At 69.8% G+C, this 12,707-nt stretch carries 12 protein-coding genes; 4 read left to right on the top strand and 8 right to left on the bottom strand.

Translation table 11 applies throughout. The annotated features are described in order from the left end of the window. The 7 genes from ACZ418_RS19795 to ACZ418_RS19825 all read right to left on the bottom strand — a co-directional run. Positions 1 to 528: GAF domain-containing protein (locus ACZ418_RS19795; protein WP_468364266.1), on the bottom strand; the 528-nt coding region annotated here is incomplete at its 3' end. A gap of 101 nt (positions 529 to 629) precedes the next feature. Further along, positions 630 to 1,832: a thiolase family protein gene (locus tag ACZ418_RS19800; RefSeq protein WP_468364269.1), complete on the bottom strand. Its 1,203-nt coding sequence runs from the start codon at positions 1,830 to 1,832 to the stop codon at positions 630 to 632. Then, the gene (locus ACZ418_RS19805) at positions 1,829 to 2,473 is read right to left on the bottom strand and encodes a CoA transferase subunit B (RefSeq protein WP_468364271.1); all 645 of its coding nucleotides are present in this window, start codon (positions 2,471 to 2,473) and stop codon (positions 1,829 to 1,831) included. Before ACZ418_RS19805 ends, ACZ418_RS19800 begins: the two co-directional genes overlap by 4 nt. Then, positions 2,473 to 3,228 carry a CoA transferase subunit A gene (locus ACZ418_RS19810; RefSeq protein WP_468364403.1) on the bottom strand — a complete coding sequence of 252 codons (756 nt, stop codon included), beginning with the start codon at positions 3,226 to 3,228 and terminating at the stop codon, positions 2,473 to 2,475. Before ACZ418_RS19810 ends, ACZ418_RS19805 begins: the two co-directional genes overlap by 1 nt. Positions 3,229 to 3,450: 222 nt before the next feature. Then, a complete protein-coding gene (locus ACZ418_RS19815; RefSeq protein ID WP_468364274.1) occupies positions 3,451 to 4,311 on the bottom strand; it encodes a DMT family transporter in 861 nt (286 codons plus the stop codon). 58 nt (positions 4,312 to 4,369) lie between these two features. Then, entirely contained in the window at positions 4,370 to 4,741 is a 372-nt protein-coding gene (locus tag ACZ418_RS19820) for an SsgA family sporulation/cell division regulator (RefSeq protein ID WP_468364276.1), read from the bottom strand. A 61-nt stretch (positions 4,742 to 4,802) separates the two neighbouring features. After that, positions 4,803 to 5,645 (bottom strand): sigma-70 family RNA polymerase sigma factor, encoded by an 843-nt coding sequence (locus tag ACZ418_RS19825; protein WP_468364279.1) that lies wholly within the window; start codon positions 5,643 to 5,645, stop codon positions 4,803 to 4,805. A gap of 417 nt (positions 5,646 to 6,062) precedes the next feature. Here ACZ418_RS19825 and ACZ418_RS19830 point away from each other — a divergent pair, with 417 nt between their 5' ends. The 4 genes from ACZ418_RS19830 to ACZ418_RS19845 all read left to right on the top strand — a co-directional run bounded on the left by ACZ418_RS19830 (position 6,063) and on the right by ACZ418_RS19845 (position 11,007). After that, positions 6,063 to 7,196, top strand: coding sequence for a maleylacetate reductase (locus ACZ418_RS19830; protein ID WP_468364282.1), 1,134 nt, complete (start codon positions 6,063 to 6,065; stop codon positions 7,194 to 7,196). After that, positions 7,189 to 8,058 carry a dioxygenase family protein gene (locus tag ACZ418_RS19835; protein ID WP_067046031.1) on the top strand — a complete coding sequence of 290 codons (870 nt, stop codon included), beginning with the start codon at positions 7,189 to 7,191 and terminating at the stop codon, positions 8,056 to 8,058. Before ACZ418_RS19830 ends, ACZ418_RS19835 begins: the two co-directional genes overlap by 8 nt. A gap of 106 nt (positions 8,059 to 8,164) precedes the next feature. Next, complete coding sequence (locus tag ACZ418_RS19840) at positions 8,165 to 8,653, top strand: flavin reductase family protein (RefSeq protein WP_079048623.1); 489 nt, start codon at positions 8,165 to 8,167, stop codon at positions 8,651 to 8,653. A 134-nt stretch (positions 8,654 to 8,787) separates the two neighbouring features. Next, complete coding sequence (locus ACZ418_RS19845; RefSeq protein WP_468364286.1) at positions 8,788 to 11,007, top strand: helix-turn-helix transcriptional regulator; 2,220 nt, start codon at positions 8,788 to 8,790, stop codon at positions 11,005 to 11,007. 19 nt (positions 11,008 to 11,026) lie between these two features. Here ACZ418_RS19845 and ACZ418_RS19850 read toward each other — a convergent pair whose 3' ends face one another. Continuing rightward, positions 11,027 to 12,562, bottom strand: coding sequence for a 4-hydroxyphenylacetate 3-hydroxylase family protein (locus ACZ418_RS19850; protein WP_468364289.1), 1,536 nt, complete (start codon positions 12,560 to 12,562; stop codon positions 11,027 to 11,029). Between the last annotated feature and the right edge of the window lie 145 nt (positions 12,563 to 12,707).

The following is a 12,707-nucleotide window of genomic DNA, read 5'->3' on the forward strand; positions in this document are numbered from 1 at the left end:
TTCCGTTTCTCTGTTGTTGTCACACTGGCCCGTGCCTGCTCCCCCCCCGCAGCCGGGACTTTTTTTGGTTCTGGTCTTTGTGTTGTTGTGGGCCCTATCCCCGCCCCCGGGCCAGAACAGCAGCAGTGCGCCCCAGACCGTGGTTCCGGTGAGGAGCGGTGCCGCGACCACCGCATGGTGGTAGGGCAGGGCGATCGCCGTGCGCGGATAGCGACGGGCGAGGTCCTCCGGGTCGCCGAGCCAGACGAGCCGCCGCTCGCGCACCGCATCGGTCACGGGAAAGCGGCTCGACAGCGGGACCCCGAACCAGGGCGCGAGATACTCCGCCGGCATGCCTGCGGCCACCTCCAGCCGCAGGGTCTGGCCGTCGGATGCCAGCAGGAAGACCGCTCCCGCGTGCACGCCCGTGTCGCGCACGGCGAGCTCCAGCAGCCGGTCCAGCTCGGCCCGGCGCAGTGACCCGGCGGTGGGTGAAGGGGAGCGGGGCCCGTGGGGCTGCGCCGCGCCGCCTTCCCGCATGGCGCACATATCAGTACCGTACGTCCGCACCCGCCGACCCCGCGCGGAGGCCGCTGCCGATTCCCGTCCCGGACGCTGTTCCCCACGACGGTCTGCTCGCCCCGTTCGTGTCAGCGTTCGAGGACGAGGGCGAGGCCCTGGCCCACGCCGATGCAGAGGGTGGCGACGCCCGTGCCGGAGCCGCGGCGGGCGAGCTGGTGGGCGACGGTGCCGGCGAGGCGGGCGCCGGAGGCGCCGAGGGGGTGGCCGAGCGCGATGGCGCCGCCCTGCGGGTTGAGGATCGCCGGGTCGAACTCTGGCCATTCGGCGAGGCAGCCGAGGACCTGGGCGGCGAAGGCCTCGTTCAGCTCCAGTACGTCGAGATCGGCGAAGGTCCGGGCGGCCTTGGCCAGGGCCCGGTCGACGGCCTCGACGGGGGCGAGGCCGAAGTAGTCGGGGTCGATCGCGGAGACTCCGGTCGCGCAGACGCGTGCCAGCGGCTCGCGGCCGATGGCCTTCACACCCTCCTCGTCGGCCAGCAGCAGGGCGGCGGCGCCGTCGTTGAGGGGGGAGGCGTTGCCGGCGGTGACCGTGCCCTGCTTGGTACGGAAGGATGGCTTGAGCCTTGCCATCGCCGCGAGGGAGGCGTTCGGGCGTACGCACTCGTCGGCCGCGAACAGCTGGGGGTCGCCGTTGCGCTGCGGGACCGGGACGGGCACCAACTCGGCGTCGAGCAGGCCCTGTTCCTGGGCGGCTGCGGCCTTCTGGTGGCTGTGCAGGGCGAACTCGTCCTGCTGCTCACGGCCGATCTTGTGCTTCTCGGCGATCAGCTCGGCCGACTCCCCGAGAGGGATGGTCCATTGCGGGTTCATCGCCGGGTTCACCATGCGCCAGCCCAGCGTGGTGGAGTACAGCTCGGCGTGGGCGGCCGGGAACGGTCTGTCGTTCTTGGGCAGGACGTAGGGGGCGCGGGTCATGGACTCCACGCCGCCGGCGATGGCGACGGAGGCGTCGCCGACAGCGATGGCGCGGGCGGCCTGGATGACGGCTTCGAGTCCGGAGGCGCACAGCCGGTTGACCGTCGCCCCGGGCACGCTGGTGGGCAGGCCGGCGAGCAGGGCGGCCATGCGGGCCACGTTGCGGTTCTCCTCGCCGGCGCCGTTGGCGTTGCCGAGGTACACGTCCTCGATGCGCGCAGGGTCCAACTGGGGTATGCGGGAGAGGAGTTCGCGGATGGCGTGGGCAGCCAGGTCGTCGGGGCGCACCGAGGCCAGGCCGCCGTTGTAGCGCCCGATCGGCGTGCGCACGGCGTCGATGATGTAGACGGGGTTCACAGCAGGCCCTCCGTGACGGTCAGCTTGGCGTCGGTGTTGGCGATGATCTCCTCGACGTCGACGGAAGGTGCGCACTCGACCAGCACAAGCCCCTCGTCGGTGACGTCGAGGACACCGAGATCGGTGATGATCCGGTTCACGCAGTGCTTCCCGGTCAGCGGCAGCGTGCACTCGGTGCGGATCTTCGGCGAGCCGTCCTTGGCCGTGTGCGTCATGACGACGATGACCGTGCGGGCGCCGTGGACCAGGTCCATCGCACCGCCGATCCCCGTGATCATCTTTCCGGGGATCGCCCAGTTCGCCAGGTCCCCCTGCTCGGAGACCTGCATGGCACCCAGCACCGCGACGTCGATGTGCCCGCCGCGGATCATCGCGAAGGACAGTGCGGAGTCGAAGAAGGAGGCGCCGGGCAGGACCGTGACGGTCTCCTTGCCGGCGTTGATCAGGTCCGGGTCGACCTCGTCCGCACCCGGGTAGGGGCCGGTGCCCAGGATGCCGTTCTCCGACTCGAGGATCACCTCCACCCCTGGCGGCAGGTAGGTGGGGATCAGCGTGGGCAGGCCGATGCCGAGATTGACGTACTGGCCGTCGCGCAGCTCACGCGCGGAGCGGGCGGCCATCTCCTCACGAGTCCAGGCCATCAGCTGGTCACCGTCCGCCGCTCGATCTTCTTGTCCGCCGCCTGCTGCGGGGTGAGGGTCAACACCCGCTGGACGAAGATGCCGGGCAGGTGCACCGCGTCCGGATCGATCTCGCCGGGCTCGACCAGCTCCTCCACCTCCGCGATCGTGACCCTGCCGGCCATGGCCGCGAGGGGGTTGAAGTTGCGGGCGGACTTGCTGAACACCAGGTTTCCGTGCCGGTCGCCCTGCGCCGCCCGCACCAGCGCGAAGTCGGTGCGGATGCCGCGTTCGAGCACGTACTCGGTGCCGTCGAAGACCCGCACCTCCTTGGCCGGCGAGGCCAGTGCGACCCCGCCGGAGCCGTCGTAGCGCCAGGGCAGACCGCCCTCGGCGACCTGCGTGCCCACCCCCGCCGGGGTGTAAAAGCCGGGGATGCCCGCGCCGCCGGCGCGCAGCCGTTCGGCGAGCGTGCCCTGCGGGATCAGCTCCACCTCCAGCTCACCGGACAGGTACTGCCGCGCGAACTCCTTGTTCGCCCCGACATACGATCCCGTCACCCGTCCGATCCGGCCCGCCGAGAGCAGTACCGCCAGGCCCGAATCCATTGCCCCGCAGTTGTTCGAGACGACCGACAGCCCGCCGACGCCTCGCTCGAACAGGGCCTGGATCAGCACGTTCGGCACACCACTCAATCCGAACCCGCCCACGGCCAACGACGCTCCATCCGGCACATCCGCCACGGCCTCCAGGGCCGTATTGACCAATTTCCCCATATTTTTCGGATCTCCAGATGCTCGCGTGAATTCTGTGTCCATCGCGGAGTGTTTTACGCCGCCGACATGTCCGCCCGATGTGCATTCAGCCTGCCGGGGCCGTCCGCTGAGACCTGGTTCCACGGTCCGATGCCACGGCGCGCTTGGCCATCCCGCAGATCGGCGATATTGGCTGCGATTCAAGGGTTGTGCCGTCGGCCGCTCTCGCGCGAATCGGGTATTTCACATTCCTGCGGGAACGAGATGCTGACGTGACAGGCGGGCGACCCCGTACGCCACCAGCGCGAGCCCGAACACCTGGAGGGTCAGCCACCAGCCACCACGCAGTCTTTCCCCGTAGAGGGTGACGCCGAGCGCCAGGCTCACCAGGGTGTCCCCGAGGGTCAGGGCAGGCTGGGAGGCGACCAGCGGTCCGGACTGCATGGCGTTCTCCAGCAGGAACAGGGCGCACACGCCGAGGGCTGCGAACGCATAGGTCTGCCATGCGGTGAAGAAGGCGCCCATACCCCGGCGGCCGAGGGCGGCGGTCGAGGACTTCATGAGCGCGGCAGTGAGGGAGTAGGAGACGGCGGCGGCCAGGCCCATGCACGCGGCGCGCGCCGCGCCGTTGGGCAGCCTGACCGCGACGCTGCACAGCACCACCACGGCGAGCAGGCAGCAGGTCAGTACCGCTGTCCACCGGGCCGCGGGGATCCCGAGAGTGCCACCGGTCGGCGCGGCCGCGAACAACGCCAGGCCCAGGCCGCCCCCGATACTGCCGACGGGCACCCAGCCGGCCCGGGGCAACGGGCGCCCGAAGACGATGCTCGCGAGCAGCAGCACGAACGGCAACTCCAGCATGAAGAGCGGCTGTACGACCGCCAGGGCGCCGGTGGCCAGCGCGGCGCCCTGGAAGATCGCCGAGAGGGCGACCCCACCTATGCCGAGCAGCCAGACCGGTGTGCGCAGCAGGTCCCACATCAGGCCGATGCGTAGACCGCTGGACTGCGGGACGACGGTGGCGGCCCGGCGCTGCATCACGGTTCCCAGTGCGTTGGTTGCCGCTGCGAGCAGAGCGAAGATCGGCGACAGCACGGTCAACATCGTGGTCTCCTGTCCCGAGATCGCTGTGATCGATGATCGATCGATCGTGGGTGTTGGGTCAGTGCTCTGCGAGAAGATGCATCAGTTGGGCGTCCAGGTCGACATGCACGTGCTCGGTGCCGGGTGACACCACCGCATCGGTGCGTTGCAGGAACTCCGTCACCACCGGCCAGGGGAACATGAGGTCCGCCCGTCCTGCGGGCGGCGTGAGGACGATCTGCACCATGTGCTGTCCCTGGTGCCAAGCAGGGCGCAGGCGGACGTCGCCGATACCGACTGGCTGGAGCAGCCCCTCTCTCAGGAGCCCACGGGCGAAGAACCATTCGACCGCCCGGTCACCGCCGAGGCGGAAGGTCGCACGGACCGCGTAGGGATCGTCGGGACGATAGCCCAGTCGCGTGGACACGGGCACCGCCGAGCCGTCCGGCATGACGAGGAGTGCACATAGCTCGGCATCGACGGCACCGGTGCTGGGTCTCGGCATCTCTTCCTCACTCACTCGGTACGGGAGTCGAGCCCTCCGGCCCAGGGCTGTCCCGGACACCGGGCCGGAGGGCTGTCAACGGGTGTTCCATGCGCTCTTGGAACACCGCTGCCCCCTGCGTGCATCCCGCCTTCCGCCGCCGTCCCGGGTGACCTCGCTCACCAGCCCGTGGTGCGGACCCACTGCCTCGAACGTGGCCCGCCGGGACGAGACGGTGCTCCTGGGCATAGCCCTCCAGCAGCGAGCGCAGCCGTCGGTGACCTCGGTGCAGTCGGGACAGCACGGTGCCGACGGGAGTCTGCATGATGTCGGCGATCTCACGGGTGGTGAAGCCCTCGACGTCGAAGAGGTACACCGCCGTCCGGAAGTCTTCCGGGACGGCTTGCAGCGCCGCCTTGACGTCGGGGTCGGGCAGGTGGTCGAGCGCCTCGGCCTCGGCGGAGCGCAGTCCCGACGAGGTGTGCGAGGCCGCGCGGGCGATCTGCCAGTCCTCGATCGCCGTCGTGTCGTCGCGTTGCGGCCGCCTGCGTTGACTGCGGCGGTAGTTGAGGAACGTGGTGGTGAGGATGCGGTACAGCCAGGCCCTGAGATTCGTGCCCTCGCGGAACTGGTGGAACGAGGCGTAGGCCCGGGCGTACGTCTCCTGGAGCAGGTCCTCGGCGTCGGTCGGACTGCCGGTCATCCGCACGGCGGCCGCGAAAAGCCGGTCACGGTGCACCAGTGCCGGTTCGAAGCGGGCCTGCATGTCGTGGTCCGCCACGGCCTTCGCGTCCTCATCGGTCTTCCCCGTCGCCGCCGGACTCAGCGGGATGTCGGGGTCGGCCTCGCAGTCGGGTCCGGTTCCGGTCATGGTGCCTCCTGGGGTGGGGACGACGGCCGGATCTCAGCCGTCGATCAGGTGCGCGCCGGACCGGTCCGCACCTGGTCCGGGAGACGCACGGACAGCGGCCGTATTCCTGGGTTCGGCACCCCCCGACCTGAACCCTCGCCGTTCGTGAATGCGGACCCCTCGGACGCCGTTCCGGTGACCTCGACCGGCATATCCGCCTGACAGAGTTCCGGATCCACGATCCAGCCCATGGACACCCACCGCATCGCGCAGACGAGTGATGTCCGTCGAGCGCCGGAGGCCCCGGGCGCGGAGCCTGTCGCACGAACAAGGTATTTCAACGCCGGTGCCCGCTATCCCTCGCGGATTACGTTGACCCCCGTCATTCAGGCATCGAAAGTCTTGGTTCCAAGCAGACGGCGGGACTGGGGAATTCTCATGAAGACATTCGTGCATCGGGGACAGATCACCAAGGTGGTCTTCGGCAGCGGTACGCGCAGCCGTATCCCTGAAGAGGCTGATGCCCTCGGATGCCGTCGGGTGCTCATCCTGTGCACACCCGGTCAAGCGGGCCAGGCAGTGGAGGTACACGACGTACTGGGTACGGCGGCGGTGGGAACTTTCACGGAAGCGGCTCCGCACACCCCCGTCGAGGTCACGGAGAAGGCGGTCGCGTATGCCAGAACCGTGGGAGCGGACTCGGTGCTCGCCATCGGCGGTGGCTCGACGATCGGCCTCGGCAAGGCGATCGCTCTGCGGACCGGGCTGCCACAACTGGCGTTGCCCACCACCTACGCCGGCTCGGAGATGACGCCGATCCTCGGAGAGACCGAAGGGCGCCGGAAGACGACCCGCCGGCTGCCGGAAGTGCTGCCGAAGACCGTGGTGTACGACGTCGACCTGACGTTCACGTTTCCCGCGGCGGCATCGGTGGTCAGCGGCATCAACGCGATGGCGCACGCGGTGGAGGCCCTCTACGCACAGGACCGGGACCCGCTCGCCTTCCTGATGGCCGGTGAAGCGCTCGAATCCCTCATCCGCTCCCTCCCGGTCGTCGCACAACGTCCGGACGACCGCGAGGCGCGGGCCGACGCCCTGTACGGGGCGTGGCTGGCCGGCACGTGCCTCGGCACGGTCGGCATGGCCCTGCACCACAAGGTGTGCCACGTCCTGGGCGGCACGTTCGGGCTTCCGCACGCCGAAACCCACACGGTCGTCCTGCCGCACGTCGTCGCCTACAACGCACCGGCGGCGCCCGAGGCCATGGCACGCATCGCAAGGGCGCTGTCGGCGGCCGACGCCGCGAAGGGACTCTTCGACTTCGCGGGACGGCTCGCCGCCCCCAGGGCGCTACGGGACCTCGGCATGCCGGAATCGGGCATCGAGCAGGCGGCCGAACTCATCGTGCGGGACGGCTACTGGAACCCGCGACCAGTCGAACGGACGGCGGTACGCGCCCTCCTGACCCGCGCCTGGTCCGGACAACCGCCGTGCACATCACCCGGCGACGGACATCCCCGGACCGAGTCCCCGACCCACCACCCAACCACCACGGGAGCGCGTCATGCGTGATCTGACCAGCGACACCATCACCGAGGCCGTGATCTCGACCATGCGGGACACCAAGGACTCCCGCGTCGCCGAGATCCTGGAATCACTGGTGCGTCACCTGCACGCCTTCGTCCGCGACGTCGAACTGACGCAGGACGAATGGGCCCGGGGAGTCGACTTCCTGACGCGCACCGGGCAGACGTGCACCCCGACGCGTCAGGAGTTCATCCTGCTGTCCGACGTGCTCGGCGTCACCATGCTGGTCGACGCCCTGACCAACCGACGCCCCAGCCAGGCCACGCAGAACAGCGTGCTGGGCCCGTACTTCAGGGAGGACAGGCCGCAGCAGGCCGACGCCGCCGACATCTCCGGGGGTCTGTCCGGTACCCCGCTGTTCTTCGAGGGACGGGTCGTGGACCACGAGGGAGCGCCGGTGGCCGACGCGGCGGTGGACGTCTGGCACAGCGACTCGGACGGCCACTACGACATGGAGGTGCCCGGCCTGGACGAGCCGGCCATGCGCGCGCTGTTCCGCACCGACGAGACGGGGCACTTCGCTTTCCGTTCCATCCGCCCGTCCAGCTACCCGATACCCGGTGACGGCCCGGTCGGCGAACTCATGAGCGCGACCAGCAGGTCGCTCATGCGTCCCGCCCATGTGCACCTGCTGATCGAAGCGCCGGGATTCCAGCGCGTGACCACCATGCTCTTCCCCTCGGACGACCCGCACCTGGACACCGATCCGGTGTTCGGCGTCAAGGAGTCGCTGGTCGACCGCTACGACACCTACCCGGCCGACGCCGGGCCCTGCCGGGGCATGACCGACGTGCCGTACACCCTGCTGCGCCACACCTTCGTCCTCGAACCCTGCGTCACGGACTGATCCTCACGGCGTCACCACGACGGGAGCCGGTCATCCACGAGGACGGCCGACGTCGAACACTCCATCACACCGCGGGGTTCAGCCCCGAATTCACGGAGGTCCTCAAATGAGTGAAACCCTTGATGTCGTCTTCGGGTTCCGAGCCACGATGAGCCGGCTCGCCACGGGTGTCAGCGTGATCACCACATGCTCGGGCAGCACGCCCATCGGCATGACGGCGAGCGCCGTCTCCGCGCTGTCGCTGGAGCCGCTCCAACTGCTCGTGTGCATCGGAAACCAGCTGTACACGCGGACCGCGATCGCGGAGCACGGCCGCTTCGCCGTCAACGTCCTCGGCGAGGACAGCGAGCACCTCGCGCGGAACTTCGCCGTTTCCAAGCCGGACAAGTTCGCGGGTGTGGAGACCATCGACGATCACGGCGTGCCGGTGCTGAAGGACGCCATCGCGGCTGTCGTGTGCGACGTCGCCGCGGCGCTGCCCGGCGGCGATCACACCATATTCGTGGGCGACGTCCGTCACTTCGAACACCGGATGGAAGGCCGGCCGCTGGTCCACTTCGGCGGAGACTTCGGCACGCTCAGGCCCCCCTGCTAGCGCGGGTGACAGCGGCCCGGCGAAGGCTGCCGTATCCCTGCCCCGGTCCACTACGCCCCCCGGCGTCCGGCTCCTGCAGGCGAGCCACGGACGCCGGGGGCTCCACCAGTCCTGACGACTCCACCGAAGGTGCCATGACCAGTTCCGTGCCGACCTTCAAGCTGCGTCCCGGGGACCAGCCCCCGCACCAGCTGACCCGCCCCCGGCTGCTGCGCCGGCTGGACGCGTCGACCGAGCCCGTGGTGGTGGTCTCCGCGCCCGCCGGTGCCGGAAAGACGGTGCTCCTGACCGAGTGGTCGCGAAGCCTCGCAACTCGTGGCGCGTGCGCCTGGCTCAGCCTGGACGCGTACGACAACGCCCCGGGCCGGCTCTGGGCCGGCATCCTGCGGGCGTTGCAGCACGTACGGCCGGAACTGCCCGTCCGCCCCCACAGCGGCGAGTGGACACTCGACGCGTGGCTCGAGAAGATCCTGCCGAGCCTCGTGAGCGGACTGGACGGACAGGGACCGCTCACGCTGATCCTCGACGGAGTGGAATCGATCACGGACGTCGATGCGGTCCGCAGCCTTTCGGATTTCCTGACAAGGCTTCCGCAGGGCTTTCGCGTCGTTCTGTCGACCCGTCACGTTCCGGGTGGACCCGTACCGACCCTGCGCGCCCGGGGCGCGGTCGCCGAACTCGACCGGCACGACCTGGCCTTCACCCCCGAGGAGGCACAGGCCGTGCTCACCGATCTGCTCGGGTCCGCTCCGGCCCCGGACACGTTGAGCGCGGTGTACGAGACCACCGAGGGGTGGGCGGCGGCGCTGTGCATCATGGGCCGTACCCTCGCTCGCTCGTCGGACGACGCCGACACGGCGGCCGACCTGGCCCGCGGCAGGCGAGCGGTCACCGAGTACCTGGCCACCGAGGTGCTCCACCGGCTCACCACCGAGCAGCGCGAGTTCCTGCTCCGTACCAGTGTGCTCGACGAGTTGAGCGCCGGGCCGTGCCGGGCCCTCGCCGGGGACCGGGCGGGCGTACTGCTGCGCGAGCTTGCACGGACCGTCCAACTGCTCGTGCCCGTAGCCGCCGATCCCTCGGCATACCGGCGTCACCGCGCACTGTCCGCGCTGCTCTGCGACCTTCTCGGATCCGAAGGGCGCGAGACCGCCGTGTCGTTGCACAGGACGGCGGCTCGGTGGTACTCACGGCAGGGCGAGACGACCGCGGCCGTACGGCACTGGTTGCGCGGCGGTGACGAGGCCGCCGCCGTCGCGTCGATACTCCACGACTGGGAACAGGCGATCTCGGCAGGCCGCGGTCGGGAGGTCAGGCAATGGCTGGAGCTCTTGCCGCTCCGCACGGTCGCCGCCGACGCAAGACTGTGCGTCGTGGCGGCGATGGCGGCCCTGTCGGGGGGTGCTCCGGAAACGGCCCGGCGCTGGCTGGACGTGGTCCGGCTCAGGGGGCCGGGAGCGGAGAAGGTCGGCGAAGGAAGCACGGTGTCCGATGCGGCGGCCGTCGCCCGGGCCGTGGCCTGCTGGCTGCAGGGGGAGGTCCTGACCGGCGACCGTCTCGCCGAAACCGTCTTCGCCGGCACCGTCCCGTTGACTTCCTGGCGTGCCCTGGCCTGTACGGCCCGCGGTACCGCTCTGCTGTGGACCTCCCGGTACGAGGAGGCCGAGGCGCTGCTCGGCGAGGCGACCCGTGACGCGCATGCCGCCGGGCACGGCCTGACGCTCGTCCGCGCGCTGGGGCTGCGGGCGCTGTGCGCCCTGCTGGCCGGACGCCATGAGCCGGCGCGCATGCTGAGCGACGAAGCCCTGGACGCGGCCGGGACGGCCGGGCTGGAGCGGCACTTCGTCGCGGCGCCCGCCTACATCGGCAGGGCCGGCCTGCTCCTCGACGAGGGACGGGCCGACGAGGCCGAACGGACCCTGGCCGATGCGGAAGCGGCGCTGGCGGACTCGTCCAGGACAGGAAGCGAACCCCAGATGCACGCCTTGTACCACGTCACACGGGCACGACTTGCCACTGCGCGGCACAACGCGGACGCCGCGCGGGAAGCCCGTGAGGCGGCCGCGCGGGCAGCGGCCCGGTGCGAGTCACCAGGAGTGCTCACGGAACTGCTCGGGCGAGTCCGCGAGGACACCGTCGTGCCGCTCGTCGTGTCCGACCCCCAGGAGCTGTCGCTCGGCGAGCGCCGGGTGCTCCGCGCCCTGTGCGGTCCGCTGACACTGCGTGAGATCGCCGCCGAGTTCTATGTGTCCCACAACACCGTCAAGACACAGGTACGGGCGGTCTTCCGCAAACTCGGTGCGCACGACCGGAGCGCAGCGGTCGCCAGGGCCCGGGAGTGCGGCATGCTCTGACCCGGGCCCCGGCATCCTGCTACGAGGCGTTCTGACGGGAGGCGTCCTGGCGTCGGGCGTAGTCCGCCTGGGCCAGGTACGCGGTCTCCTGCTCCCCGTCGTTGCTCACGCTCTCGATGCCGCAGACCTTGCGCGCGAGGTCCGCCATGCTGCCGGTGGGGGACATCTCGGCACGTTTCATTGTGAGGCTTCGGATGGCCAGCAGGGGCGTGCCGTTGAAGTTCTCGAAGGTGCTGATGCGGTCGCCCCAGTCGGACAGGAACATGTCGCGGATCACCCGGCTGATCTTCAGCCGGTCGTGCGGCCTGCCGACCGGTCCGGTCTGCAGCGCCGTCAGCCACGGCCGCAGTTCGGGCCGCTCCCACTGCCCCTCGGTGGGATAGATGAGCGCGGCACGACCGGACAGGTCGATGAGCTCGTGGGTCAGGTCGGTGATGTGCTCGATGTAGTACGCCCGCCCGAAGTCGAACATCAGGACGTTCGGCTTGTAGATGCCGCCGGGAGTGAAGAAGCCTTCGTCCTCCGAGGCGATCACATGCGCCTTGAGCGTCTGGAGGAAGCCGGCGAACCGGGCGATCCGCGCCTGGACGGGCGGCAGTTGGTAGGTGCCGATGTGCTCGGTGATCAGCAGGGCCAGACCGAGCATCAGCTCGGCCTTGACCATGGCACGCACCAGCGAGTGGTAGTGCAACCAGTCGAAGACGCGCTGCGGGTACAGCGAGGCGTGCTCGGGGTTGCCGATGTGGAAGACCCGGTTCCAGGGGATGAGCACGTCCTCGAACACGATGATGCTGTCCAGCTCGTCACCCTGCGAGGCGAGCGGGTGCTCCACCTCCTCGCCGTCGCGGACGTTGCTCTCGCGGCAGATGATGGTGACCCCGGGGGTGTTGGGCTTCACCGCCCCGTAGATGATCTGCTCCGACACGATGCCGGGGCGGTAGAAGACGCCGATGTGGATCCAGTCCCCGAAGGCCGCGCCGGTGCTGATCGACTTCACGCCTCGCACGGTGATGCCCTCGTCCGAGGTGGCGACCACCCGCAGTGCGGGGGAGATGGCCTGTGCGGAATCGCGCGAGCGGTCCGCCTGCGGGTCGACGAAGGCCGGCGTCGCGTTGAGGTCGCCGTCCCGCATCACGTTCCAGAAGTCGAGGATCCCACCGGTGAGGTCCCGCCCGTCGGTCCCGACGGACTGGCTGCTCCAGGGCTCGGGGTCGTCGATGTAGGTCAGCAGGACGTAGTTGTTGACGTCCGGCGTGCGCGGGATCGCACCGCCGCCCAGTTCCCGCTGCACCGTCTCCAGGTAGCGCCGCTTGCGCAGCAGGTCCTCCTTGGAGCGGTGCTGGAACCATGTCATGGACCGCCGGACACCGTCCTCGTCCAGGAACGTCATGACGTCCTGGAGGTCGGGACGGTGGTGCAGGTCGTAGAAGTCCGCGATGCTCCGGGCGTACGCCCTGGTCTTGGGGTGCGTCGACACGTCGTCGACGAGTTCGTCACCCACCCACACCGTGCGGCCGTCGTTCAGTGCCGCGAGGTATTCCTTGCCTGTACGCACGTCGTGCTCCTCTCGGGGGGCAAGAGATCTGGACGCCCCGAAGGATGTGTCGTGGCGGGGTGAGCGGACGGCACGGAACCGGCAATCACCCGGGTGAAAGCGCCGGGCACACATGAACCGGCGTTGAGGGCGATGTGGCCGTGGG

The organism is Streptomyces sp. NPDC030820 (genome assembly GCF_055572075.1).

What these genes read in the sequence shown, in the direction of transcription:
- ACZ418_RS19805 (WP_468364271.1), bottom strand. Translation starts at nt 2,473, where the DNA reads ATGGCCTGGACTCGTGAGGAGATGGCCGCCCGCTCCGCGCGTGAGCTG.
- ACZ418_RS19810 (WP_468364403.1), bottom strand. Translation starts at nt 3,228, where the DNA reads ATGGGGAAATTGGTCAATACGGCCCTGGAGGCCGTGGCGGATGTGCCG.
- ACZ418_RS19815 (WP_468364274.1), bottom strand. Translation starts at nt 4,311, where the DNA reads ATGTTGACCGTGCTGTCGCCGATCTTCGCTCTGCTCGCAGCGGCAACC.
- ACZ418_RS19820 (WP_468364276.1), bottom strand. Translation starts at nt 4,741, where the DNA reads ATGCCGGACGGCTCGGCGGTGCCCGTGTCCACGCGACTGGGCTATCGT.
- ACZ418_RS19825 (WP_468364279.1), bottom strand. Translation starts at nt 5,645, where the DNA reads ATGACCGGAACCGGACCCGACTGCGAGGCCGACCCCGACATCCCGCTG.
- ACZ418_RS19830 (WP_468364282.1), top strand. Translation starts at nt 6,063, where the DNA reads ATGAAGACATTCGTGCATCGGGGACAGATCACCAAGGTGGTCTTCGGC.
- ACZ418_RS19835 (WP_067046031.1), top strand. Translation starts at nt 7,189, where the DNA reads ATGCGTGATCTGACCAGCGACACCATCACCGAGGCCGTGATCTCGACC.
- ACZ418_RS19840 (WP_079048623.1), top strand. Translation starts at nt 8,165, where the DNA reads ATGAGTGAAACCCTTGATGTCGTCTTCGGGTTCCGAGCCACGATGAGC.
- ACZ418_RS19845 (WP_468364286.1), top strand. Translation starts at nt 8,788, where the DNA reads ATGACCAGTTCCGTGCCGACCTTCAAGCTGCGTCCCGGGGACCAGCCC.